This window comes from uncultured Aquitalea sp. (assembly GCF_945957525.1).
Taxonomy (GTDB): domain Bacteria; phylum Pseudomonadota; class Gammaproteobacteria; order Burkholderiales; family Chromobacteriaceae; genus Aquitalea.
Map to the genome: position 1 here is coordinate 67,964 of NZ_CAMFLA010000012.1, position 23,509 is coordinate 91,472.

Consider the following 23,509-nt stretch of genomic DNA (forward strand, 5'->3'; position numbering starts at 1 on the left):
CCCGAAAGCGCCGTTGAGGGGAGTTGGCCAGAGGAAATCAGGCCGCCAAATACGCTGTTTTCACCGTGGTGTAGAACTCGCGCGCATAGCGTCCTTGCTCGCGCGGCCCGAAACTGGAGCCTTTGCGGCCGCCAAAGGGCACGTGATAGTCCACACCGGCGGTAGGCAGGTTCACCATCACCATGCCGGCTTCGGCATGGCGGCGGAAGTGGCTGGCCAGCGATAGCGAACGGGTGCAGATGCCGGCGGCGAGGCCGAACTCGGTGTCATTGGCCAGCGCCAGCGCATGCGGGTAGTCGTCCGCGCGCTGTATTACCGCTACCGGGCCGAAGATTTCCTCGCGCACGATGCGGTGTGTCGATAAGCCTTCGGCAAACAAGGCGGGTTGCAAGTAGTAGCCGCGATATCGGGTTTCAACCACTTGGCCGCCGGCCACCAGCACGGCGCCTTCCTGCTGTCCGATGGCGATGTAGTCCAGGTTCTTGCGCAACTGCTCTTCGCTGGCCAGCGGGCCGATCTGCGTGTCCGGGCTGGTGGCGTGTCCCACGCGCAGGCTGGCGCAGCGGGCTGCCAGCGCCTCGACGAAATGGTCGTGGACGCCGGCGCAGACCACCAGCCGGCTGCTGGCCGTACAGCGCTGGCCCGTAGAGTAGAAGGCGCCGTTGACGGCGCATTCCACCGCTTGCGCGAGATCAGCGTCGTCGGCTACCACCAGCGGGTTCTTGCCGCCCATTTCCAGTTGCACGCGGATACCGCGCACCGCGCACTCCCGCGCCAGTTGGCGGCCGGTAGGGACGGAACCGGTAAAACTGAGGGCGTCTATGCCGGCGTCCAGCATGGCCGGGCCCAGCACGCGGCCCGGTCCGGTCACCAGATTGAACACGCCGTCCGGCAATCCGGCGCGCTTGAGAATATCGGCCAGTGCCCAGGCCGAGCCGGGCACCAGCTCGGCCGGCTTCAGCACCACCGTATTGCCAAAGGCCAGCGCCGGCGCGCTTTTCCAGGCGGGAATGGCGATGGGGAAGTTCCAGGGCGTGATCAGACCCACCACGCCCACCGGCTCCCGCTCCACCAGCACCTCTACGCCGGGCCGCACCGAGGCCAGCACATCGCCCTCCTGCCGCAAGGCTTCGCCAGCAAAGAACTTGAAGATCTGGCCGGCCCGGCTCACTTCCGCCACCGCTTCCGGCAGGGTCTTGCCTTCCTCGCGGGCCAGCAGCAGGCCCAGTTCGCTGCGCCGCGCCAGTATCTCGCTGCCGGCGGCGTCCAGCACATCTGATCGCTGTTGCGGCGTACTGGCCCGCCAGCGGGGCAGCGCCGCGCGGGCGGCGGCCACCGCCTCGCGCATGTCTTCCTCGCCGGCTTCGGCGTACTCGCCCACCAGATCGCCCAGATCGGACGGATTTCGGTTGGGGCACAGCCGCAATCCGTCACGCCATTGACCACCAATCAGCAAGGGATAGCGCTGCATGCTTACAGTTCCGGCAGTGCGGGGCGGCTGTCGAGCCCGGCCTGAATCACGGCGGCCACTCGTTCGCGTTCGGCACCGGCCAGCGGCATGCGCGGCGCGCGCACGTGTTCGGTGCCGACGCCCGCCATCGCCTCGCACAGCTTGAGGTTCTGCACCAGCTTCATGGAGACGTCCAGATGTAACAAGGGGGCGAACCAGCGGTAGATGGCGCGGGCTTCCTCCCAGCGGCCGGCGCGGGCCAGCCGGTAAATGGCGACGGTCTCTTTGGGGAAGGCCACCACCAGGCCGGCCACCCAGCCGTGCGCGCCCATCATCAGGCTTTCCAGTGCCAGGTCATCCACGCCGCTGAAGATGGCGTAGCGCTCGCCCACGGCGTTGATGGTGTCGGTAAGACGGCGAATGTCGCCGCTGGATTCCTTGATGGCGACGAACTTCGGTTCGGCGGCCATGGCTTTGAACATCTCCGGCGAGATGTCTACGCCGTAAGCGATGCGGTTGTTGTAGACCATGATGGGCAGGGGGCTGGCCGCCGCCACGCGGTGGTAATGGTTCAGCGTTTCGCGCTCGTCGGACACATAGCGCATGGCGGGCAGCACCATCAGGCCGTCTGCGCCGGCCTGGTGCGCCGCGCGGGCCAGATCTTCGGCGGCGCGGGTGCTGTCCTCCGCGATGGTGAGCAGCACCGGGACGCGACCCGCCACCGTATTCCGCGCGGCCTTGAGCAGAATGATCTTTTCATCGGCGGTCAGGGTGGAGGCTTCGCCCAGCGAACCGCAGAGGATGATGCCGTCCGCGCCGCAATCCAGTTGCCACTGGATGTGGCGGCAGGTGGCGTCGATATCGAGGCTTTCGTCGGCGTGGAACTTGGTGGTGACGGCCGGGAATACGCCAGTCCAGAGATGTGCCATGGGTGTTTCCTCCTGAAGGATGGGGTGGGATGTCCATTTCATGTTTCCATTTTTGTATCCAGTAATCAATCATTTTTGTATACAAAATTGCTTGTTTTGAATTTTCGTATGTTATTGCTGTGCAGCATGACAAATTTGCAACATGGCGATAATTTATTGATTTAATTGATTTTTATTGTGGAATTGGTTGATGGTGCAGGATTGTCCGACTGTTGGGTTTGTGCAAATTTTATCCTGATTATTGTATTCAATTTTGTATGCACCTAAAGTGAATCCATCATTTCGGGAGACAAGCATGGCGGTGTACGAATTCGAATGCATTGATGGCCATACGTGCGGTAATCCGGTGCGGCTGGTGGTGAAGGGGGAGCCCGTGCTGACGGGCGCTACCCAGGCGGAGCGCCGGCTGGACTTCCTCAAGCGGCTGGACTGGATGCGTACCGGCCTGATGTATGAACCGCGCGGCCATGCGCAGATGTCTGGCGCTTTTCTCTACCCACCCACGCGTGATGATTGCGACGTGGCGGTGCTGTACATCGAAACCAGCGGCTGTCTCCCCATGTGCGGGCACGGCACCATCGGTGTGGTGACCATGGCCATCGAGCACGGCGTGGTGACGCCGCGCACCCCGGGCGTGCTGAATCTGGACACGCCCGCCGGTAAGGTGGTGGCCCATTACACGCAGGAAGGGAGCAAGGTGAAGTCGGTGCGCCTGACCAATGTGCCGTCTTTCCTGCTATTGCAGGACATCGAGGTGGAGGTGGCGGCGCTGGGCCGGCTGAAGGCGGACATCGCCTACGGCGGCAATTTCTATCCCATCATCGAGCCCCAGCCCGGCTACCGCGATATGGCCGACTACACGCCGGCCCAGCTGGTGGCCATGGGCAATGAAGTGCGCGACTACATCAATCGCCACTACGACATCATTCACCCTGACAACCCGGACATTCGCGGCGTGCGCCATTGCATGTGGACGGGCGCGCCCAAGAGCGCAGGCTCGCACGCGGCCAACGCCGTGCTGTACGGCGCGGCCGCGCTGGATCGCTCTCCCTGCGGCACCGGCACCTCGGCCCGGCTGGCGCAGCGTCATGCGCGCGGCCTGATCGGCCAGGGCGAGCCCTTTGTGCATGAGAGCCTGATTGGCAGCCAGTTCATCGGCCGGGTGGAGGCGGAAACACGGGTGGGCGGCTTGCCGGCCATCATTCCCAGCATCGAGGGCTGGGCCATCACCACCGGCTACAACCGCATCTTGCTGGATGAGGCCGACCCCTATGTGCACGGCTTTGTGGTGGGGTAAGCCAGGATGAAACAAGTGGTGGTGATCGGCGCGGGGGTGGTGGGCATAGCCGCCGCGCTGCAATTGCAACAGGCCGGTTGCGCAGTCACCCTGCTGGACCGGGGTGAGCCGGCCCGCGAAACCAGTTTCGGCAACGCCGGCGCGCTGGCGGTGAGCGACATCATTCCCTTGGCCGAACCCGGCGTGCTGAAAAAAGTGCCCGGCTGGATGCTGGACCCGCTGGGCCCGCTGGCCATGCGCTGGCGCTATTTGCCCAGTCTTGCCCCTTGGTTGCTGCGTTTTGTCGCCGCCAGCCGGCCTTCTCGGGTAAGGGCGCTGACCGAAGCGCTGTCCGCGTTGTTGTCGCGGGTGAACCGCGATACCGAACCGCTGGCCGACCTGGCCGGCCTCAACGGCATCTGGCGACGGCATGGCTCGCTGACCCTGTATCGCGATGTAGCGGAGTATAGGTTGGCCGAAGAGGCGTGGCGGGAAAAGCGCCGCCACGGCGTGGCCTGGGAGCTGCTGAACGGCGAGGCCGTGCGTGATGCAGACGCCGCCCTGCTGCCGGGTTGGGAGTGCGCGGTGAAGGTGCGCGACTGGTCGCATGTGGACGACCCCTGGCTGTTTGCCGTGGGTCTGTTTGACGCTTTTCGCCGTCTGGGCGGGCAGTTTGTGCGGGCAGAGGCATCGTCCCTGCGCGAACGCGGCGGACGGGTGGACGGGGTTGAGCTGCAGAATGGCGGCGCGCTGGACGCCGACGAGGTGGTGGTGGCTTGCGGCGTGTGGAGCGACCGCTTTTTCAAGCCCATGGGCTGTCGCGTGCCGTTGGAAAGCGAGCGCGGTTATCACGTCACCCTGCCGAAGGCGGGCGTGTCATTGCGCCACTTTTTGCAATGCGCCAGCGAAAGCTTCGTCATTTTGCCGATGGCCAATGGCGGCCTGCGACTGGCCGGCACTGTGGAGCTGGCGCATCGCGACGCGCCCCCGGACTGGCGGCGCGCGCACATTCTGATCGACAAGGCGCGTGCCATCGTCGGCGATTTTTCCACCGAGGACATGAGCGTGTGGATGGGCAACCGCCCCTCGGTGCCGGACACCGTGCCGGTAATCGGCCCTTCGCCCCGTCATGCCGGGCTGTGGTTCGCTACCGGCCATGGCCATCTCGGCCTGACGCTGGCGGCCACTACTGGCGCTTTATTGGCGGACGCCATGCTGGGGCGAGAGCCCGGCATCGATATGCGGCCGTATCGGGTAGACCGTTTCTGACCGGTGGACGGCCCGGTCGTTGCAGGGCTTCAGTCGTCCGAAAAAGCACGGCGGGCAGAGCCCGCCGGCACAACAAGCATGTCGCAAAGGAGAAAACGAGATGGTGCAGAACAAGTTTGGCGAATGGACCTGGGTGGTGGCGCTGGGCGGCATGATGGCGCCCTTTGCGGTGATGTCGGCGCAGGCGCAAGCCGATACGGTGGTGAAGATCGGTTTTTCTTCGCCGCTGTCCGGCCCGCAGGCCCACTATGGCAAGGACAACGAAAACGCCACCCGCATGGCCATCGATGACCTCAACGCCAAGGGTTTGGTGGTGGGCGGCCAGAAGGTGAAGTTCGAGATGGTGTCCGAGGATGATCAGGCTGACCCGCGCGTTGGCACCCAGGCGGCGCAGCGCCTGGTGGATGCCGGCGTCAAAGCCGTGATTGGCCACTTCAACTCCGGGGTATCCATTCCGGCTTCCAAGATTTACTTCGATGCAGGCATCCCGCAGTTGTCGGTGTCCACCAATCCCACCTACACCCAGCAAGGCTACAAGACCACCTTCCGACTGGTGGGCAGCGACAGCCAGGTGGGCGGCGCGCTGGGCCAGTTTGCGGTAAAAACGCTCAAGGCCAAGAGCATTGTCGCCATCGATGATCGCACCGCCTACGGTCAGGGGCTGGCCGACGAGTTCGTCAAATCGGTCACCGCCAATGGCGGTAAGGTGCTGCGCCGCGAGTACACCACCGACAAGGCCACCGATTTCACCTCCATCCTCACCTCGGTGAAGGCGGTGAACCCCGAAGTGATCTTCTACGGCGGCGCCGACGCACAAGCCGCGCCGATGGCCAAGCAGCTCAAGCGGCTGGGCATGAAAGCCAAGTTGATGGGGGGCGACATGCTCAATACGCCCAACTTCATCACGCTGGCCGGCGCGGATGCCGCGGGTCACTACTCGGCGGTGCCCGGCGGCGTGCTGACCGCGCGTCCGGCCGGCAAGGAGTTTGAAAAGCGCTACAAGGACCGCTTCCATCTGGATGTGGTGCTGCTGGGGCCGCAGTTTTACGACGGCGTGATGCTGGTGGCCGAAGCCATGAAGCAGGCCGGCTCGGTGGAGCCCGCCAAGTACCTGCCCAAACTGGCCTCCATCCGCTACAGCGGCGTGACTGCCGACTTCGCCTTCGACCGCAGCGGCAATCTGCAAAAAGCGCCGGTCACGCTGTCGGTGGTGAAGAACAATGCCTGGGCAGTGGAAAGCGTCGTGCGCTGACGGTTGCCGGCATCGGGTCTCTTGCACTGGGGGCGGCGTAGGCCGCCCGTTTTTTTGGGGAGAAAATCATGCACACAGCCTTGTCCTGGCCTGAGGTGCTGGACGTGGTGGACATGCATACCGGCGGTGAGCCGGTGCGCATCGTCCGCAAGCTGGAAGGGTTGGCCGAAGGCGGGGATATCCTCGCCAAACGGCGGCATTTTGCCGAACGGCATGATGATGTGCGCCGCTTGCTGATGTATGAACCGCGCGGCCACGCCGACATGTACGGCGCGGTGCTGGTAGCGCCGAGCTTGCCGGGCGCGGATCTGGCGGTGCTGTTCATCCACAACGAAGGCTACAGCACCATGTGCGGACACGCTGTTATCGCGCTGGGCCGTTACGCGGTGGATTACGGCCTGGTGCCGGCCAGCGGGCCTTTGACCCGGGTGGGCATCGAATGTCCGTGCGGGCTGGTCGAGGCTTGGGTAGAAATACAGGATGGCCGCAGCGGCAGGGTGTTTTTTGATAGCGTGCCGGCCTTCGCGTTGGCGCTGGATGTGGCGGTGACGCTGCCGGAGGCGGGCGCATTGACCGTGGATGTGGGTTATGGCGGCGCGTTTTACGCGTTGGCGCCGGCTGTCGCGCTGGGCGTTAGCCTGGACGGCCCGGTGGCGGCACTGAAAGCGGCTGCCGGCCGGCTGAGCGAGGCCGTTCGGCAAACCTTGCCCATTCGTCATCCGCTGCATGAGGATCTCGGCTTCTTGTACGGCAGCATTCTCAGCGATGGCCGCGAGCGGGCGGCGGATGGCGCGAGCAGCAATGTGTGCGTGTTTGCCGATGCCGAGGTGGACCGCAGCCCCACCGGCTCCGGTGTTACCGCCCGCATGGCGGTGCGCTACGCGCGCGGCCGGGTGGCCTTGGGAGAGCGCTGTGTGTTTCGCAGCCTCACCGGGGCGGAATTCAGCGCGGAGGTACGCCGGGAGGTGGATCTTGCCGGCCTGCCGGCGGTGGTGGTGCGGGTGGGCGGGCAGGCGCATTACAGCGGCGAAGCCCGGTTCTGGCTGGAGGAGGGCGACGAGATCGGCCGGGGCTTCCTCTTGCGCTGAGGCGGCTTGAGCCGCAGGCAAAACCGCTGATCCTGCATTGCGCCTGCTTGCCGTCCGGCTGGTGCTGCCTGCATCGGCGCGCCTTTGCAAGGTGTTGTCGGCGGTGCTCAGGGCGCGCTGGTTTGCTGGGGTGGCGACGTGTTCGAAAGAGCTGTTGAGTATTTGCTCGACAAGAATTATTATTAGCAAGCTAATTATTTTGCTGTTAATGATATGACGACATCGCATCAGGAACTGGCCGAGTTGCTCGGCCATGTGCCCAAAGTCTGGCGGGCCTTGCTGGACAAGCGCCTCAAACCCTACGGCTTTTCCCAGGCCACCTGGCAAGTGCTGCTGAAACTGCGCCGCGCCGGTCAGCCTTTGCTGCAAGCCGAACTGGCCGCGCGCATTGGTATTGAGCCCGCCTCGCTGGTGCGCTTGCTGGATGTGCTGCAGCAGGATGGCTGGATCACCCGCGAACCGGACCCGGATGATCGCCGCGCCAAACGCGTGTGGCTCACCGCCAAGGCGGAGCAGGTATCGGCCGAACTGTTGACCGTGGCCGACGCGCTCAAGGCCGAACTGCTGTCCGGCCTTGAGCCGCAGGCGCTGGTGGCCTGCGTTGCCACCTTGCGACAGATTGCTTTGGCGGCAGAAGACGCCGCCAGCCGGGAACAGGCCGAGTGAACAGCCGGCTGTGGGTAACGGTGGCGGTGATGGCCGCCACCGTGATGCAAGTGCTGGACACCACTATCGTCAACGTGGCCTTGCCGCAGATGCAGGGCGAACTGGGCGCCACCTCGGACCAGATCAGCTGGGTGCTCACTAGCTATCTGGTGGCCAGCGCCATCTGCATGCCGCTCACCGGCTATCTCACCGACCGGCTGGGGCGGAGGCGTTATCTCCTGTATTCCATCAGCGGTTTCGTCATCGCCTCCATGCTGTGCGGCGTGGCGATGAATCTGACGCAGATCGTGCTGTTCCGCCTGTTGCAAGGCGTGTTCGGCGCGGCGCTGGTGCCCTTGTCGCAAGCCATCATGGTGGACAACTACCCGCGCGAGGAGCGCGGGCGCGCCATGGCCATCTGGGGCATGGGGGTGATGGTGGGGCCGATTGCCGGGCCGACGCTGGGTGGTTGGCTTACCGATGTTTTCGACTGGCGCTGGACCTTTTTCATCAACCTGCCGGTGGGTGTGCTGTCGCTGTTTCTGGCGCGGCAGGTGCCGGATACCGAGCGCCGTCAGCGCAGTATCGACTGGCTGGGGCTGGCAATGATTTCTTGCGCTATCGGCGGCATCCAGTATGTGCTGGACCGTGGCAACGGCGATGACTGGTTCGCCAGCTCCGGTATTGTGGCCGCAGCCTTGCTGGCCGTGCTGGGGTTGGCCGGTTTCATCTGGCGCGGACTGTCGGCCGAAGCGCATCCCCTGTTTGACCTGCACATGTTCCGCGACCGCAATTTCGTGGCCGCCAGTTTTGTCATCGCCGCGCTGGGTTTGTCGATGTATGGCGCGATGGTGATCCAGCCCATCATGCTGGAGGGGCTGTTCCAGTACCCGACGCTGGATACCGGCATGATCATGGCCCCGCGCGGGGTGGCCAGCTTTGTCAGCATGATGATTGTGGGGCGGCTGATCGGCAAAGTGGACTCACGGCTGATCATCGGCACCGGTTTGCTGATCGGCGCTACCGGCACCTGGGTGTGCACCCATTACACGCTGGACACCAGTCCGGCCTGGTTTGTCTGGCCGGTGCTGCTGCAAGGTTTTGGCCTGGGCATGATCTATGTGCCGCTGTCGGCCATGGCCATGTCCACGTTGCCGGCGCGGCTGTCGGCCGAAGCCGCCGGCCTGTTCAGCCTGTTGCGCACCATGGGTTCTTCGGTGGGCATTGCCATTGTCAGCACGGCGTACACGCGCGGCACGCAACACGCCTGGAACGTGCTGGGCGGTTTTTTCAACGAATACAACCCGGCCTTGCAGGATTATTTGCAGCGGCTGGGCAAGGCGGCGCTGGACCCGAGCGTGGCCCAGCGGCTGGCGCTGGAGTTGGACAAGCAGGCGCGCATGGTGTCGATTGTGGATGTGTATTGGCTGATCACCTTCAGTTTCCTTGCCATGCTGCCCTTGCTGCTGTTGCTCAAGCCGAGGCAGGGCGGTGGCCTGCCACCGGAAATGACGGCGCACGAGTAGCCTTGAAGGTGGATGCAAACAAAAAACGGCAGCCGGAAGGCTGCCGTTTTTTGTTTAATGCCGACGGAGGCTTATTGCGGTACGTGCGGTGCCAGGGTGGCCAGCAACTGGGCCAGCACCTTGGGGTTGCCGGCCACGATGTCGCCGGATTCCAGCCAGCCTTGTTCGCCGGTGAGGTCGGTCACAATGCCGCCGGCTTCCTGCACGATCAGGCTGCCCGCTGCAATGTCCCAGGGCTGCAGATTGAGTTCCCAGAAGCCTTCAACGCGGCCGCAGGCCACATTGCACAAGTCCAGCGAAGCCGCGCCTTCGCGACGCACGCCGGCGGTCTTGCCGATGACATCCTTCAGCATGCCCATGTATTGGTCGATGTAGCTTTGGTCGGAAACGGGGAAACCGGTGGCGATGACGCACTCGTTCATCATGAAGCGGCGAGACACGCGGATGCGGCGGTCGTTGAGGAAGGCGCCCACACCGCGGCTGGCGGTGAAGAGATCGTTACGGTTGAGGTCGTACACCACGGCCTGCTGGATCTGGCCCTTGTGCGCCAGTGCGATGGAAATCGCGTATTGCGGGTGGCCGCGCAGGAAGTTGGTGGTGCCGTCGATGGGGTCGATGATCCATTCGTATTCGGAAGTGCCCATGCCTTTGGCGCCCGACTCTTCTGCTAGAATGGCGTGCTTCGGATAGGCTTCCAGAATGACGTCGATGATGGCCTGCTCGGCGGCGCGGTCCACCTCGGTGACGAAGTCATTGTGCTTTTTCTTTTCTACGCGAATGGCGTCGAGGTTGAGCGACGCGCGCTGGATAACATTGCCAGCGCGGCGAGCGGCTTTAACCGCGACATTGAGCATCGGATGCATTGACGGCCTCTAGACTAAGAACAGATGTCAGCAAAATGGCTCGACATCTGTGAGTAACAATCTGGGTTAAGGAACAAAAAAACCCGACGCGGGTGCGCGGGCTTTTGGTAATGCCCGCCATTTTAATGTGAAATCGTCGATGAATAAACCCCAAGTACCTGATTTTCTGCAAAACATTCGCATTGTGCTGGCCAGACCGAATCATCCGGGCAACATCGGCTCGGCCGCCCGAGCCATGAAAACCATGGGTTTGCACCGGCTTTATCTGGTGGAACCCAAGGTGTTTCCCAGTGATGAAGCCAACACATTGGCCTCCGGCGCGGTGGATGTGCTGGACAACGCCGTGGTGGTATCGACATTGGCCGAAGCGCTGGCCGATGTGACCGTGGCTTGCGCGCTGACCAGCCGCCGCCGCGAACTCACCACCCCCCTGTCCACGCCGCGCGACACCACGCCGGAGCTGATTGCCCGCGCCCGCGACGGCGAGCAGGTGGCATTGGTGTTCGGCAACGAAACCTTTGGCCTCTCCATCGACGAAGTGGAGCAGTGCAACCGGCTGGTGACCATTCCCGGCAACCCGGACTATTTTTCGCTCAATCTGGCCATGGCCGTGCAGGTGATGACCTACGAGCTGTTCAGCCACACCGGGGTGGATGTGGAATACCTGCGACCAGAGAGCGAAACCGCCACGCTGGGCGAGGTGGAGGGTTTTTGCGGCCATCTGGACGACACCATGGCCGCCATCGGCTATTACCAGCGCCGCAACAGCGAGCGCCTGATGCGGCGCATGCGGGCCCTGTTCAACCGCGCCGGCATGTTGCGCGAGGAAGTGGACATCCTGCGCGGCCTGATGAAACAGATCCAGCGCGTGGCAAGCGGCCATGGACGCGACGAGCAGGGCTGAGCGCTCTTTTCCTCTCCCTTATACCCACCAGGCGCTGCGCGACCTGGCTTTCCTCCTGTTGTCGCCGCCGCCCTGGCGCACTGGGAGGGATCTTTCTTCGGCCAACCTTCTCGGGCCGGACGGCCTCGGCCTCTTGGCTGCGCTGGAAGATGATCCAACCCCCTTGTCGCACTGGTTGGGGCCGACGCAAACCGGCGAGCGACTGGGCCGCTACGCCGAGCGTTTGCTGGCCTTCTGGTTCCGGCTGGCGCCCCATATCGAGACGGTGGCGGTCAATCTGCCGGTGCGCAACGCCGCCTTGCGCACCATTGGCGAGTTCGATTTCCTCATTCGGCTTGATGGCCGCCCGCTGCACGTGGAAACCGCCAGCAAGTTCTATCTGCAACTGGGCCATGGCCCAGATACTCTGATCGGCCCCAGCTTGCGCGACGCCTGGCGTCTGAAGGCCGCCAAACTGCAAGAGCAGTTGCGGCTGGCGCGCCATGCCGTGGCGCAGACGGTGCTGCCTGCCGATTTTCGGCAATGCGACAGCGCGGCCCGCGTGGCGGGCTGGTTCTTCTACGCTCCGGGTGCAGGGCCGCAACCGCCTTTGGCCGAGGAGCAACTCACCGGTTGGTATGCGCCGCTGACCGCGCCCTGGCCCCGGCAGGCGCAAGGCTCGCGCTGGGTATGGCTGTCGCGGCTGGGGTGGTTGTCGCCGGCGCGAGTGACCGAGGCGGCAACACGGGAAGAAGACAGCTTGCGCCGCGAGTTATTGCAATCCGCCGTACCGCAACTGGTGGCCGAATTACTGCCAGTGGGCGATGGCCATTGGGAAGAAATCTCGCGCGGTTTCGTCATTCCACCGGGCTGGCCGCAAGAAGAGCGGCTGACGGCCCTGCTCGATGAAGTGGGGCGGCTGGGAGCCGCATCGTGAAGCGGGTGCTGGTGGTGCATGCCACTCAGACCGGCCGCACCCTGCAGCTGGTGGATGCGCTGCTGCAAGGCTTGGCCGAAGCCGGGGATGAGGTGGTGGCGGAGTGTCTGTGCGGGCTGGATGCCGGGCCGGAGGCGGTGTTGCGCGCCGATGCGCTGGTGATCGCCACGCCGGAGAATTTCGGCTACATGGCGGGCGGCATCAAGGATTTCCTCGACCGCAGTTTTTATCCGCTGGAAGAGCGTACGGCCGGTTTGCCCTGGCTGATGCTGGTTTCCGCAGGCACCGATGGCGAAGGCGCGGCGCGTTCGGTGGAGCGTATTGTCGGCGGCTTGGCATGGCGGCGCGTGATGCCGGCTTTGCTGTGTCGCGGCGAGCCTGATGCGCAGATGTTGGCACAGGCGAGAGAGCGGGGCGAAGTGTTGGTCGCAGGCTTGCTGTCCGGCATGTGGTGATTCGGCGGGCATGACAAAGGCTGCCGGCCATGGGGCGGGCAGCCTTGCTGAGGCAAGCGTTGGGACGGATCAGACGCTGTTGGCGTGAGAGCAGCCGGAAACCAGATGCTTGAGCTCTTCCGGCTTCACCAGCTGGATGTGCTTGTGATCCACCACGATCCAGCCCTGCTGCTGGAATTTGGACAGCGTACGGCTTACGGTTTCCAGTTTCAGGCCGAGGAAGCTGCCGATTTCCTCGCGGCTCATGCGCAGGATGAAATCATTGGCGGCGAAACCGCGGGTGGACAGGCGCTGCGACAGATTCAGCAAGAAAGCGGCCAGCCGTTCTTCGGCTTTCATGTTGCCAAGCAGCAACATGACGTTCTGGTCGCGCACGATCTCGCGGCTCATCAGACGGAAGAAGTGGTGCTGCAAGCTGGGGATATCGCGCCCTAGGCTTTCCATGCGATTGAACGGCAGTTCGCAGACTTCGCTGTCCTCGAGGGCGATGGCGTCGCAGCCGTGGACATTGGACGAGATGCCGTCCAGGCCCATCAGTTCGCCGGACATCAGGAAGCCGGTAACCTGCTCGCGGCCATCCTGGCTCGCCACGCTGGTCTTGAAGAAACCGGTGCGCACGGCGAACAGCGATTTGAAACCTTCCCCGCTGCGGAAGAGATATTCGCCGCGCTTGAGGCGACGGCTCTGCCGGATGACGGCGTCGAGCTGCGTCATTTCGTCGCGGTTCAGCCCAACCGGCAGGCAAAGCTCGCGCAAGCTGCAGTTGGAGCAGGACACCTTGAGTGCGTGAATGGACGTGTGATTATTGTCGGACATGCTGTGTTTCGTACTACCTTGTAAAGAAGCTTGACCCTTGTCAAAGCGAAATTCGCACGTTTTCCGCAAATTTACCAGTCCACCAGAGGTTTTGCCATCGATAACCGACATGAATACCACCCACCCGTTTTCGCCCACCCACTTCGAATTCGATCGCGAGTTGATCGAACGTCTCGATGGCTCGGGGCCCAGATACACGTCCTACCCGACTGCTGACCGGTTCACACCGGCCTTTGGAGAGAAGGACTACCGACACTGGTTGAAGCAACGACGCATCGGCGCCAACCAGAAACCTATATCATTATACGCTCATATACCGTTCTGCAACACGGTTTGCTACTACTGCGGTTGCAACAAGATCATCACCAAGGACAAAACCCGCGCGGACCGCTACCTGGATTACCTGGAAAAGGAGATCCGCATGGTAGCCCAAACGCTGGGCTGTCGGGAAAAAGTGATCCAGTTGCATTTCGGCGGCGGCACGCCGACCTTCCTGTCGGACGATCAGCTTGATCGCCTGATGGGGATGCTACGCACTCACTTCGAATTTTTGCCCGAAGGAGAGTATTCCATTGAGATCGATCCGCGCAAGGTGGGTCGCGATACGGTGCATCATCTCGCGCGCCTGGGTTTCAACCGCATGAGCGTGGGCATCCAGGACTTCGACCCCAAGGTGCAGGAAGCGGTCAATCGCGTGCAATCGGAAGAGGAAACCCGCGAAGTGATCGAGGCGGCGCGGGAGGCGGGTTTCCGCTCTGTGAGCGTGGACCTGATCTACGGTTTGCCCTTGCAGACGCGCGAGTCGGTGCGCGAGACGCTGGAGCGCGTGATTGCGCTGAATCCGGATCGCATCGCCCTCTACAACTATGCGCATTTGCCCACCGTGTTCATGCCGCAGCGCCGCATCAATGAAGCCGACCTGCCAGCCGCCAGCGTGAAACTGGACATCCTGCAGGACTCGGTAAAAAGACTGAGCGACGCAGGCTATGTTTTTATCGGCATGGACCACTTCGCAAAGCCGGAGGACGACCTGGCCATCGCCTTGCGCCAAGCGCGTTTGCAGCGCAATTTCCAGGGTTACTCCACCCACGCGGACTGCGACATGATTGGTCTTGGCGTGTCATCCATCGGCAAGATCGGCCCCTGTTACACGCAAAGCCAGAAGGATGTGGACAGCTATTACCAGATGCTGGACGAAGGCCATCTGCCCACCATGCGCGGCATGACGCTGGATAGCGACGATATACTGCGGCGCAGCGTGATTCAGGCGCTGATGTGTCGTTTCAGCCTGTCGGTAGAGGCGATAGAGCAGGTGTTCGGCATCAATTTCGCCGACTACTTCGCCGAGGAACTGCCGGCCATCCGCGAGTACCACAAGATGGGCTTGCTGACCTTCGACGGCGATTTCCTCATGGTGGAGCCCAAGGGGCGCTTCCTGATTCGCAACATTGCCATGCTGTTCGACCGCCATTTGCGCGAGCGTCAAACGCATGCGAAGTATTCGAAAACCATCTGAAACCGGTTAGCAAGCGACCGTTTTTTGTTGTTTTCCGATATGAAAAAGGCCCGCCAGCGCGGGCTTTTTTCTTTGAAATGTGATGGTTTTTTACAACACATTGACGGAGTGTGACCACGCCCGGAGGGGGGACGCCGTCGGGGACAAGGTTGGCCGAAGGAAATTTTACCTGTTGAGAGTAGGGAAATTTCTTAACCCTGCGCCGCAGCATGCTATAGCAAAAAGGTGACCGCCACCGGACAAGGTGATTTAAATCGCCGCCCATTTGAAGAGCGGTCGCTTGGAAGAGCCAAATCCCAGGGAGAGCGGTCATGTTTCGTTTCGCAGCCAAAGGCATGCGACGGCTGAGTTATCCCAGCCGTTTCGCCATCATCGGCGCGGTGTTCGCCGTTGCGCTTGTCTATCTCACGTACGGGCTTTATCGCAGCAATCAGGACAATGCCGACTTCTCCGGCAAGGAACTGGTGGGCGCGCAGTACCTGAAGCCGGCCATGAGCCTGCTGGCGGATACGCAGAAGCAGCGCATGCTGGCGGAGAAAGGGCAAGCAAGCGCGGCTGGGCTGGATGCTGCCTGGGGGGCGCTGGATGCCACCCAGCGCGAGCTGGGGCCCAAACTGGCGGTGGATGCCGGTTGGCAAAGCCTGAGCGCCGCCTGGCAGGCGGTGAAGGCAGCGCCCTCGGCGGATAATCTGGATGCCTTGTCCGACAGGCTGAACGATCACATCGGGCTGGTGAGCGATCAGTCCAACCTGACGCTGGACCCGGATATCGACAGTTTTTATCTGATGGACGCGCTGACCGTGAAGTGGCCGGACTGGCTGATCCGCGCAGCGCGCGGCAATGCACTGATCGAGCGTTCCAGCGCCAAGCCGCTGGGGGCCGGCGAGCATGACCACGCCGTCGAGTTGCGTCCCTTGCTGGCGGACGCCTTGTCCGGCTTGCAGAACGACCTGACCAAGGCGGTAGCCTACAACCCCGGTCTGAAAGGCGTGCTTGCCGCCAAGGAGGAGGCGCTGATGTCGCAAGCCAAAACCAATGGCGCGCAACTGGACAAGGCGGTGGCGGGCGGCCAGGCCAGCGCCGCGGGCTTGCACGAAGGCACTTTGCAAAGCGCGCAGGCATTCCAGCAGGCGGCGTTGGATCAGCTGGAGTCGCTGCTGAGGGCGCGGCTTGACCGCATCCTGTTGCAGCGCGACATCTATATGGCTTGCGCCTTGTTTGCTCTCTTGCTGTCGGCTTATCTGTTCATTGCTTTGTATCTGTCCATTACCGCGCAACTGGGCGGGGAGCCTTTCTACGTGCAAGAGGTGGTGCAGCAGATTGCCAGTGGCAAGCTGGATACGCGCATCAGCATTGAAGACAAGGATGGGGACAGCCTGTTGGCCGCCATTCGCGGCATGCGCAACGAGCTTCGCGAAACCGTCAGCGGGCTGATCGCCACATCGCGTCAGCTGGATGCGGCAGCCACGCAGGTGGCGGACAGCGCGCAGCAGGTGGCCAGTGGCAGTGAGCGGCAAAATGAGGCCGCGTCCAGCATGGCCGCAGCGGTGGAGGAGTTGAGCACCAGTCTGTCGGTCAGCGCGGAGCGCTCGGAAGAGGCCGACCAGCTGTCGCGCTCGGCGGTGAACCAGTCGGCAACCGGCGTGGCGGTGATCGGCAACGCCAGCCAGAGCATGAGCAGCATCGTGTCTTCCATCGGCGAAGTGGCCGGCACCATCGAAAAGCTCAGCCGGCAGTCTGAATCTATTGCCGGCATTGTGGATGTGATTCGCGATGTGGCGGATCAGACCAATCTGCTGGCGTTGAACGCGGCTATAGAGGCGGCGCGCGCCGGCGAGCAGGGCAGGGGCTTCGCGGTGGTGGCCGACGAAGTGCGCAAGCTGGCGGAACGCACGGCGCAATCCACCACCGAGATCGCGTCTATCGTGCAGGAAATCCAGGGCACCACCCGCCATGTGGTGGGCGACATGAGCACCAGCCGCCGCATTGTGGAAGAGGGGCAGGGCAAGGCGGATGAGGCGCGCAGCGTGATGGGCGACATTCGCGGCCAGATCGATCAGGCTTGCGAGGCAGTGGCCGAGATTCGCAATGCGCTGGGCGAGCAAAGCCAGACCAGCCAGATCATCGCCCGCAACGTGGAGCAGGTGGCGCAGATGTCGGAGGAAAACAGCCGGGCGGTGAAGAGCTCCGCCGAAACGGTGGTTGGTCTGAAAAACCTGTCCGGTCAGCTGGCCGAACTGGCGGGCCGGTTTACCGTTTAGCCGGCAGGCTGTCGCCACATGGCCTGCTCTGTCCGGGGCAGGCAGAAGGGCCGCCCGTGGGCGGCCCTTGATCATGGCAGGCGCTTGGCGTTCAGGCGCCTGCCGCTGCGGCCGCTTCGGCAGCCCAGCGTGTGTCGCGGTCGCCCGCTACGAAATAGGCGGCCTTGCTGCGCGGCAGCGAGGGCAGGCCGCGAATGGCGTCGGCCAGCTTCTCCGCCATCATGATCACCGGCGCGTTGAGGTTGCCGGTGGTGACCATCGGCATGATGGAGGCGTCCACCACCCGCAGCCCGTCCACGCCGTGCACCCGGCCCTGCTTGTCCACCACGGCCATCTCGTCGTAACCCATCTTGCAGGTGCAGGACGGATGCAGCGCCGTTTCCGCGTGCTGACGCACGAAGTCGTCGATTTCGGCGTCGGTCCGCACCATCATGCCCGGCTTTATTTCATCGCCGCGGAAAGCGTCGAAAGCCTGCTGGGCGACAATCTCGCGCGTCAGCCGCACGCCGGCGCGGAATTCCTGCCAGTCCACCTCGTGCGCCATGTAGTTGAAGCGCAGCAGCGGCTTGACGCGAGGGTCGCGGCTGGCCAGCCGCACAAAGCCGGTGCTGGGCGAGCGCATGGAACCCACATGGCACTGGAAGCCGTGCGCTTTCACTGGATTGCTGCCGTCGTAATTCATCGCCAGCGGAATGAAGTGATATTGCAGGTTGGGCCAGGCGAAGTCGGTGCTGCTGCGGATGAAGCCGCCGGCCTCGAAGTGGTTGGTGGCACCGTGGCCGGTGCCGTTGAGATACCACTCGATGCCGATCGGCGGTTTGTTCCACCACTGTAGGGCCGGGTACAGCGATACCGGCTGTTTGCAGTGGTATTGCAGGTACATTTCCAGATGATCCTGCAAGTTTTCGCCGACGCCCGGCAGGTGCACCACCGAGCCGATGCCGTGCTCGCGCAGTTGGTCGGCGTTGCCGACGCCCGAGCGCTGCAGCAATTGCGGGGTGGCGATGGCGCCGTTGCAGACGATTACTTCTCGCTCGGCGCGCGCCTCGTGCAGTGCATGGCCTTGCAGATAGCTCACGCCGACGGCGCGGTTGCCGGCAAAGACGATCTGGTCGGCCAACGCGCGGGTGCGCACGGTGAGATTGGGGCGCTCGCGGGCGCTGTCCAGATACGCCAGCGAGGTGCTGCAGCGGCGGCCGCCCGGCGTGGTGGTGCGGTCCATCGGGCCGAAACCTTCCTGCCGGTAGCCGTTAAGGTCGTCGGTGCGCGGGTAACCGGCCTGTTCGCCGGCTTCGATCAGCGCGTGGTAGAGCGGGTTGTTGCCGGCTTTGGGCGTGGCGACGTGCAGGGGGCCGTGGCCGCCGTGGTAGTCGTTGGCGCCCAGGTCGTAGCACTCGGCCTTGCGGAAGTAAGGCAGGCAGTCCAGATAGCTCCAGTCTTCCAGGCCCGGGTTTTGCGCCCAGCCGTCGTAGTCCAGCGCGTTGCCCCGGATGTAAACCATGCCGTTGATCAGCGAGGAGCCGCCAAGCCCCTTGCCGCGCCCTTGCGTCATGATGCGATTGCCCATGTGCGGCTCGGGCAGCGTGGTGTAGGCCCAGTTGTAGGTGGTGCCTTGCAGCGGGTAGGCCAGCGCGGCCGGCATCTGGGTGCGCCAGTCCAGTCGCCAGTCCGGCCCGCCGGCTTCCAGCAACAGCACACGCACTTGCGGGTCTTCGGTGAGGCGGGCTGCCAGCACGCAGCCGGCGGAGCCGGCGCCCACGATGATGTAGTCAAAGGTCGAGGACATGCTTGCTCCTGCAAGAGGGGTCTTCGGCAAACCCGTGCCGTGCGTCTGGGCAAGGGCAGACAGGCCGCACGCAAGCCCGGTACTGGGCTGCGGGTTCGGGGATCTCTTTACGATGTGGCGATGCCTTGTTGAAAGCGGCTGCCAATACCCGCCAGCAAAACGACTGATGCGGCGTTGCGCCTCCTTGCCGTACTCAAGTACTGCCCGCGTCGGTGCGGCACCGCATCAGGGGTTTGTTGGTCGCCATTACTCGTAAGGGCAGGCCACGCCGCTTAGCTCCACATACACGCTCTTGCGTTGGGTGTAGCAGTCCACGGCGGCCAGGCTGTTTTCATAGCCGAGGCCCGATTCCTTGTAGCCGCCAAAGGGCATCTCGATCGGGGTGATGTTGTAGTTGTTGATCCAGCACACGCCGGCCTGCAGTTTGCCGATGACGCGATGGGCGCGGGCCAGATCGCGGGTGAAGATGCCGGCGGCCAGTCCCAGCCGGGTGGCGTTGGCGCGGCGGATCACTTCGTCTTCGCTGTCGAAGGTGAGGACGGACATTACCGGGCCGAAGATTTCCTCGCGCACGATGGACATGTCGTCGGTACAGCCATCGAAGATGGTGGGTTCGATGAACCATCCGGCTTCGCAGCCCGGTACGGCGACGCGCTTGCCGCCGGCGGCCAGGCGCGCGCCTTCCGCCAAGCCTTGCTCAATATGGCGCAGCACGCCTTGGGCGTGGCTGGCCGACACTTGCGCGCCGATCTGGGTGTCCGGCCGCATCGGGTGGCCGATTTTCAGCTTGGCGGTGCGCGCCAGTAGTTTATCCATGAAGGCCTTGTGCACGCCGCGAGCGACAAACACGCGCGTGCCGTTGGTGCAGATTTCGCCCTGGGTGTAGAAGTTGGCCAGCATGGCGGCGGATACGGCCTGGTCGATGTCGGCATCGTCAAACACGATCAGCGGCGATTTGCCGCCCAGCTCCATGGTGACGCGCTTCAGAGTGGAGGCGGCGTCTTTCATGATGGCCTTGCCGGTTTCCACCGAGCCGGTGATCGATACCTTGGCCACGCGCTCGTCGGCGATCAGCTGGCGCGCCACACTGGAGCTGCCCTGGATCACATTGAACACGCCGTCCGGCACGCCGGCTTCGCTGTAGATTTCCGCCAGCAGGGCCGCGCTCATCGGCGTCATGCCGGAGGGCTTGTAGATCATGGCGTTGCCGCAGGCCAGCGCCGGCGCGGATTTCCAGCAGGCGATCTGGATGGGATAGTTCCAGGCGCCGATGCCCAGACACACGCCCAGCGGTTCGCGGCGGGTGTAGGCGAAGGCGCCTTTAAGCGGGATGTGTTCGCCGTGGATGCTGGCGGCGATGCCGGCGAAGTATTCGATGCAGTCGGCGCCGGACAGTACGTCCACCGCTTCCGCCTCCTGAATGGGTTTGCCGTTGTCCCGCACTTCCAGTTCGGCCAGTTCGCGATTGCGGGCGCGCAGCAAGGCCACGGCGCGGTTGAGGATGCGGCCGCGTTCCGCGCCGCTCATTTCGCTCCAGACGGCGAATCCCGCCTCCGCCGCGCGTACGGCGGCTTCGGCCTCGGCGCTGCCGGCCTGTTGTACGCGGCACAGCAGCTCGCCAGTGGCGGGGTCGTGGTTGTCGGCCAGCGGCAGGGCGGGGTTATCCAGATAACGGCCACCGATATAGCTTCTCAGGATGCCATCTTTCACTGCAGTTTCCTCTTTGGTGTTCGCCCCGGGCCAGCCGGCAACCGGCTACAGGCGATGCGTGCGTTCAGCCCGGCGCGATGCGTCCGGGCCTTCCATTGGGCCATAAAGCCTGCAGCGCCCGCCTGTCCATGAGCGACAGGCGGGCGCGATCGGACGACAAGCGCTTGGGCCGATGATGACATCGGCAAGCCGCGTCCGGCAATGCGCCGTTGGCGGCATCGCTCAGCGCAGCACCACGGTGCGGTTGTCGTTGAGAAACACGCGGCGCTCCAGGTGGTAACGCACTGCGCGCGACAGGGCCAGGCACTCCATGTCGCGGCCTGTGGCCTGGAGGTCGTCCGGGGCATGGGCGTGATCCACCCGGTCCACCACCTGTTCGATGATCGGGCCTTCGTCCAGATCGTCGGTGATGTAGTGGGCGGTGGCGCCGATCAGCTTTACGCCGCGTTCGTAGGCTTGCTGGTAAGGCCGCGCGCCCTTGAAGCCAGGGAGAAATGAGTGGTGGATGTTGATGGCGCGACCAGATAGCCAGGCCGACATTTCGCTGCTCAGTACCTGCATGTAACGCGCCAGGATGACCAGTTCGACACCGCTGGCTTCAATCAGTTCGCGCAGCGCCGCCTCTTGCTGCGGCTTAGTGTCCGCGCTGATGGGCAGGTGGTAGTAAGGCAGGCCGTAGGCGTCGGCAATGGGCTTGAGATCAGGGTGGTTGGATGCTACCGCCACCACGTCCATGTCCAGATCGCCCATTTTTTGCCGGTAGAGCAGGTCGTTGAGGCAGTGGTCCAGCTTGGACACCATGATCAGTACGCGGGCGCGCTCTCGGCGGTCGTGCAGCCGCCAGGCCAGACCCTGAAAGTGGGTGCGCATGCCTTCCATGCCTTCGGCCAACCTGGCGCGGTCGAAACCCTCGCTTTGCGGATGAAACACACAGCGCACGAAAAAGCGCCGGCTGATCGGGTCGTCGAACACCGCCAGTTCGTCCAGATAGCAGCCTTGCGCTTCCAGGAGGGCGGAGAAGGCGGCCACCTGACCGGAGGCGCTCTGGCAGGTGAAGCTCAGAACATAAGAAGGTGTGTTGTGCATGGCTCGTGGTCCGGGCTGTGGGCCGACCTGCGCGGGTGGCGCGGGGGCCGCGTAAGGGAGGGCCGGCGGCTGGCTTCCCGCCTGACTGCCGGCAGCGTTTGTTTGGTCGATGACGCGCACCGTGGGCGCGACACGCTGATGCTAAAAGCGGCTGACAAAAGCGGGTAGAAGCCTTGACCAAGGCGCGCCGGCGCAAGCAGTAGATAAAGTACGGCCTGAAGGCGCAACGCAGGGGCAAGCGTTTTGCTAGCGGGTTTAAACCTACTGGCCCCGGGGCGGCGGCACTGGTCAAAAAGCGCCGGTTTTAAGTCGATTCCGGACATGTGCGAGGTGTCGCATGAGGACAAGTGCTTGTCCTTTTCAGCCAAACACGCAAGGGAGCGCTTCCGGAGAATGTTTCGGGACGGGAAGCCGGGTTGCTGTGCCGGTTTCCGATTTGTGACCGCCACTCTCCGGAGCCGCAGATGGCAAACCGATATTCCTTGTGGAGCCTGATCAAGCATGGGCTCAAGCATCATGAAAGCTGGCAGCCTGCCTGGCAGAGCCCCACGCCGCGCAACAAGTACGATGTGATCATCGTCGGCGGCGGCGGGCATGGCCTGGCCACCGCCTACTACCTGGCCCGCGAGCATGGCATCACCAACGTGGCCGTGCTGGAAAAAGGCTATCTGGGCGGCGGCAACACCGCCCGCAACACCACCATCATCCGCTCCAATTATCTGTGGGACGAGGCCGCCCAACTGTACGAGCACGCGCTCAAACTGTGGGAAGGCCTGTCGCAGGATCTCAATTTCAACGTGATGTTCAGCCAGCGCGGGGTGATGAACCTCGGCCACACGCTGCAGGACATGCGCGACATCGAGCGCCGGGCTAACGCCAACCTGCTCAACGGTGTGGACGCCGTGGTGCTGAGCCCGTCCGAGATTCGCGACATCGTGCCGCTGATGGACGTCAGTAGCAAGACGCGCTACCCGGTGATGGGCGCCAGCTTCCAGCCGCGCGGCGGCGTGGCCCGCCACGATGCGGTGGCCTGGGGCTTTGCCCGCGCCGCCAGCGAGCTGGGCGTGCACATCATCGAGCAGTGCGAGGTGACCGGCATGCTGATCGACGGCGATCGCATCAAGGGCGTCAAGACTACGCGCGGCGACATTCTGGCCGACAAGGTGGGCTGTGTGGCGGCCGGCAATACCAGCACCCTGGCCAAGATGGCGGGCATCCGCCTGCCGCTGGAGAGCCATCCGCTGCAGGCCTTCGTCTCCGAGTCGCTCAAGCCCTGTCTGGATACCGTAGTGATGTCCAATGCCGTACACGGCTACGTCAGCCAGTCGGACAAGGGCGAGCTGGTGATCGGCGCCGGCATCGACTCCTACCTGGGTTACGGTCAGCGCGGCAGTCCGCACATCATCGAGCACACCGCCGCCGCCATCATCGAGCTGTTTCCGTCCTTCTCCCGCGTGCGCATGAACCGCCAGTGGGGCGGCATCGTCGATGTGTCGCCGGATGCCTGCCCCATCATCACCAAGACGCGCGTCAAAGGCCTGTTCTTCAACTGCGGCTGGGGTACCGGCGGCTTCAAGGCCACGCCGGGTTCGGGCAACGTGTTCGCCCACACCATCGCCAACGATGCACCGCACCGGCTCAACGCGGCCTTCTCGCTGGATCGTTTCGCCAGCGGCCACCTGATCGACGAACACGGCGCCGCCGCTGTGGCGCACTGAAAAAACAGTTCACAAAACCACGCAGCAGACCCGAACCCGCATG

The 23,509-nt window shown here is 63.6% G+C and carries 19 protein-coding genes; 12 read left to right on the forward strand and 7 right to left on the reverse strand.

The genetic code is table 11. The features are described 5' to 3' along the window. Positions 1-37 precede the first annotated feature (37 nt). Both Q0P52_RS12715 and Q0P52_RS12720 read right to left on the reverse strand, forming a co-directional pair. Positions 38-1,471 carry an aldehyde dehydrogenase family protein gene (locus tag Q0P52_RS12715; protein ID WP_293762961.1) on the reverse strand — a complete coding sequence of 478 codons (1,434 nt, stop codon included), beginning with the start codon at positions 1,469-1,471 and terminating at the stop codon, positions 38-40. A gap of 2 nt (positions 1,472-1,473) precedes the next feature. Continuing rightward, the gene (locus Q0P52_RS12720; RefSeq protein ID WP_293762958.1) at positions 1,474-2,379 is read right to left on the reverse strand and encodes a dihydrodipicolinate synthase family protein; all 906 of its coding nucleotides are present in this window, start codon (positions 2,377-2,379) and stop codon (positions 1,474-1,476) included. Between the two features lie 295 nt (positions 2,380-2,674). Between Q0P52_RS12720 and Q0P52_RS12725 the strand changes: the two genes are divergently transcribed. The 6 genes from Q0P52_RS12725 to Q0P52_RS12750 all read left to right on the forward strand — a co-directional run bounded on the left by Q0P52_RS12725 (position 2,675) and on the right by Q0P52_RS12750 (position 9,435). Further along, complete coding sequence (locus Q0P52_RS12725; RefSeq protein ID WP_293762955.1) at positions 2,675-3,676, forward strand: 4-hydroxyproline epimerase; 1,002 nt, start codon at positions 2,675-2,677, stop codon at positions 3,674-3,676. 6 nt (positions 3,677-3,682) lie between these two features. Continuing rightward, the gene (locus Q0P52_RS12730; protein ID WP_293762952.1) at positions 3,683-4,924 is read left to right on the forward strand and encodes an FAD-dependent oxidoreductase; all 1,242 of its coding nucleotides are present in this window, start codon (positions 3,683-3,685) and stop codon (positions 4,922-4,924) included. Positions 4,925-5,024: 100 nt separating this feature from the next. Next, positions 5,025-6,176 (forward strand): branched-chain amino acid ABC transporter substrate-binding protein, encoded by a 1,152-nt coding sequence (locus Q0P52_RS12735; RefSeq protein ID WP_293762949.1) that lies wholly within the window; start codon positions 5,025-5,027, stop codon positions 6,174-6,176. Positions 6,177-6,244: 68 nt separating this feature from the next. Next, positions 6,245-7,264, forward strand: coding sequence for a proline racemase family protein (locus Q0P52_RS12740; protein WP_293762946.1), 1,020 nt, complete (start codon positions 6,245-6,247; stop codon positions 7,262-7,264). Positions 7,265-7,477: 213 nt separating this feature from the next. Beyond that, a complete protein-coding gene (locus tag Q0P52_RS12745) occupies positions 7,478-7,930 on the forward strand; it encodes a MarR family transcriptional regulator (protein ID WP_293762943.1) in 453 nt (150 codons plus the stop codon). After that, positions 7,927-9,435 (forward strand): DHA2 family efflux MFS transporter permease subunit, encoded by a 1,509-nt coding sequence (locus Q0P52_RS12750; RefSeq protein WP_293762940.1) that lies wholly within the window; start codon positions 7,927-7,929, stop codon positions 9,433-9,435. Before Q0P52_RS12745 ends, Q0P52_RS12750 begins: the two co-directional genes overlap by 4 nt. Positions 9,436-9,506: 71 nt before the next feature. On the opposite strand, the gene Q0P52_RS12755 is transcribed toward Q0P52_RS12750, so the two are convergent. Continuing rightward, a complete protein-coding gene (locus Q0P52_RS12755) occupies positions 9,507-10,298 on the reverse strand; it encodes an inositol monophosphatase family protein (RefSeq protein WP_293762937.1) in 792 nt (263 codons plus the stop codon). 139 nt (positions 10,299-10,437) lie between these two features. On the opposite strand from Q0P52_RS12755, the gene Q0P52_RS12760 reads away from it, so the two are divergent. From Q0P52_RS12760 to Q0P52_RS12770, 3 genes are read left to right on the forward strand one after another with little or no spacing between them, the layout of a single operon-like run. Then, entirely contained in the window at positions 10,438-11,202 is a 765-nt protein-coding gene (locus Q0P52_RS12760; protein WP_293762934.1) for an RNA methyltransferase, read from the forward strand. Next, complete coding sequence (locus Q0P52_RS12765; protein WP_293762932.1) at positions 11,180-12,118, forward strand: DUF1853 family protein; 939 nt, start codon at positions 11,180-11,182, stop codon at positions 12,116-12,118. Before Q0P52_RS12760 ends, Q0P52_RS12765 begins: the two co-directional genes overlap by 23 nt. Next, positions 12,115-12,573: an NAD(P)H-dependent oxidoreductase gene (locus tag Q0P52_RS12770; protein WP_293762929.1), complete on the forward strand. Its 459-nt coding sequence runs from the start codon at positions 12,115-12,117 to the stop codon at positions 12,571-12,573. The genes Q0P52_RS12765 and Q0P52_RS12770 overlap by 4 nt, the downstream gene beginning before the upstream one ends. Positions 12,574-12,642: 69 nt before the next feature. Here Q0P52_RS12770 and fnr read toward each other — a convergent pair whose 3' ends face one another. Next, positions 12,643-13,389, reverse strand: a complete 747-nt coding sequence (fnr, locus tag Q0P52_RS12775) for a fumarate/nitrate reduction transcriptional regulator Fnr (RefSeq protein ID WP_293762926.1) — start codon at positions 13,387-13,389, stop codon at positions 12,643-12,645. A 109-nt stretch (positions 13,390-13,498) separates the two neighbouring features. Between fnr and hemN the strand changes: the two genes are divergently transcribed. After that, positions 13,499-14,905 carry an oxygen-independent coproporphyrinogen III oxidase gene (gene hemN / locus Q0P52_RS12780; RefSeq protein ID WP_293762923.1) on the forward strand — a complete coding sequence of 469 codons (1,407 nt, stop codon included), beginning with the start codon at positions 13,499-13,501 and terminating at the stop codon, positions 14,903-14,905. 311 nt (positions 14,906-15,216) lie between these two features. Beyond that, on the forward strand, positions 15,217-17,166 hold the full coding sequence (locus Q0P52_RS12785) for a methyl-accepting chemotaxis protein (RefSeq protein WP_293762920.1): 1,950 nt from the start codon (positions 15,217-15,219) through the stop codon (positions 17,164-17,166). Between the two features lie 91 nt (positions 17,167-17,257). Here the strand turns inward: Q0P52_RS12785 and betA are convergent, their stop codons facing one another. The 3 genes from betA to purU form a co-directional block, all read right to left on the reverse strand. Next, positions 17,258-18,952 (reverse strand): choline dehydrogenase, encoded by a 1,695-nt coding sequence (gene betA, locus Q0P52_RS12790; RefSeq protein ID WP_293762917.1) that lies wholly within the window; start codon positions 18,950-18,952, stop codon positions 17,258-17,260. 246 nt (positions 18,953-19,198) lie between these two features. Further along, entirely contained in the window at positions 19,199-20,662 is a 1,464-nt protein-coding gene (gene betB / locus Q0P52_RS12795; RefSeq protein ID WP_293762914.1) for a betaine-aldehyde dehydrogenase, read from the reverse strand. Between the two features lie 222 nt (positions 20,663-20,884). Further along, entirely contained in the window at positions 20,885-21,748 is an 864-nt protein-coding gene (purU, locus tag Q0P52_RS12800) for a formyltetrahydrofolate deformylase (RefSeq protein ID WP_293762911.1), read from the reverse strand. Positions 21,749-22,212: 464 nt separating this feature from the next. On the opposite strand from purU, the gene Q0P52_RS12805 reads away from it, so the two are divergent. Continuing rightward, complete coding sequence (locus tag Q0P52_RS12805) at positions 22,213-23,466, forward strand: sarcosine oxidase subunit beta family protein (RefSeq protein WP_293762909.1); 1,254 nt, start codon at positions 22,213-22,215, stop codon at positions 23,464-23,466. Positions 23,467-23,509: the final 43 nt, after the last annotated feature.

Excerpts from the sequence above, each read along its gene's own strand:
- Q0P52_RS12765 (WP_293762932.1), top strand. The coding sequence starts at position 11,180 with ATGGACGCGACGAGCAGGGCTGAGCGCTCTTTTCCTCTCCCTTATACC.
- Q0P52_RS12720 (WP_293762958.1), bottom strand. The coding sequence starts at position 2,379 with ATGGCACATCTCTGGACTGGCGTATTCCCGGCCGTCACCACCAAGTTC.
- Q0P52_RS12755 (WP_293762937.1), bottom strand. The coding sequence starts at position 10,298 with ATGCATCCGATGCTCAATGTCGCGGTTAAAGCCGCTCGCCGCGCTGGC.
- Q0P52_RS12785 (WP_293762920.1), top strand. The coding sequence starts at position 15,217 with ATGTTTCGTTTCGCAGCCAAAGGCATGCGACGGCTGAGTTATCCCAGC.
- hemN (WP_293762923.1), top strand. The coding sequence starts at position 13,499 with ATGAATACCACCCACCCGTTTTCGCCCACCCACTTCGAATTCGATCGC.
- purU (WP_293762911.1), bottom strand. The coding sequence starts at position 21,748 with ATGCACAACACACCTTCTTATGTTCTGAGCTTCACCTGCCAGAGCGCC.
- Q0P52_RS12760 (WP_293762934.1), top strand. The coding sequence starts at position 10,438 with ATGAATAAACCCCAAGTACCTGATTTTCTGCAAAACATTCGCATTGTG.
- fnr (WP_293762926.1), bottom strand. The coding sequence starts at position 13,389 with ATGTCCGACAATAATCACACGTCCATTCACGCACTCAAGGTGTCCTGC.
- betA (WP_293762917.1), bottom strand. The coding sequence starts at position 18,952 with ATGTCCTCGACCTTTGACTACATCATCGTGGGCGCCGGCTCCGCCGGC.
- Q0P52_RS12715 (WP_293762961.1), bottom strand. The coding sequence starts at position 1,471 with ATGCAGCGCTATCCCTTGCTGATTGGTGGTCAATGGCGTGACGGATTG.
- Q0P52_RS12725 (WP_293762955.1), top strand. The coding sequence starts at position 2,675 with ATGGCGGTGTACGAATTCGAATGCATTGATGGCCATACGTGCGGTAAT.
- Q0P52_RS12730 (WP_293762952.1), top strand. The coding sequence starts at position 3,683 with ATGAAACAAGTGGTGGTGATCGGCGCGGGGGTGGTGGGCATAGCCGCC.
- Q0P52_RS12745 (WP_293762943.1), top strand. The coding sequence starts at position 7,478 with ATGACGACATCGCATCAGGAACTGGCCGAGTTGCTCGGCCATGTGCCC.
- Q0P52_RS12805 (WP_293762909.1), top strand. The coding sequence starts at position 22,213 with ATGGCAAACCGATATTCCTTGTGGAGCCTGATCAAGCATGGGCTCAAG.
- Q0P52_RS12740 (WP_293762946.1), top strand. The coding sequence starts at position 6,245 with ATGCACACAGCCTTGTCCTGGCCTGAGGTGCTGGACGTGGTGGACATG.
- Q0P52_RS12735 (WP_293762949.1), top strand. The coding sequence starts at position 5,025 with ATGGTGCAGAACAAGTTTGGCGAATGGACCTGGGTGGTGGCGCTGGGC.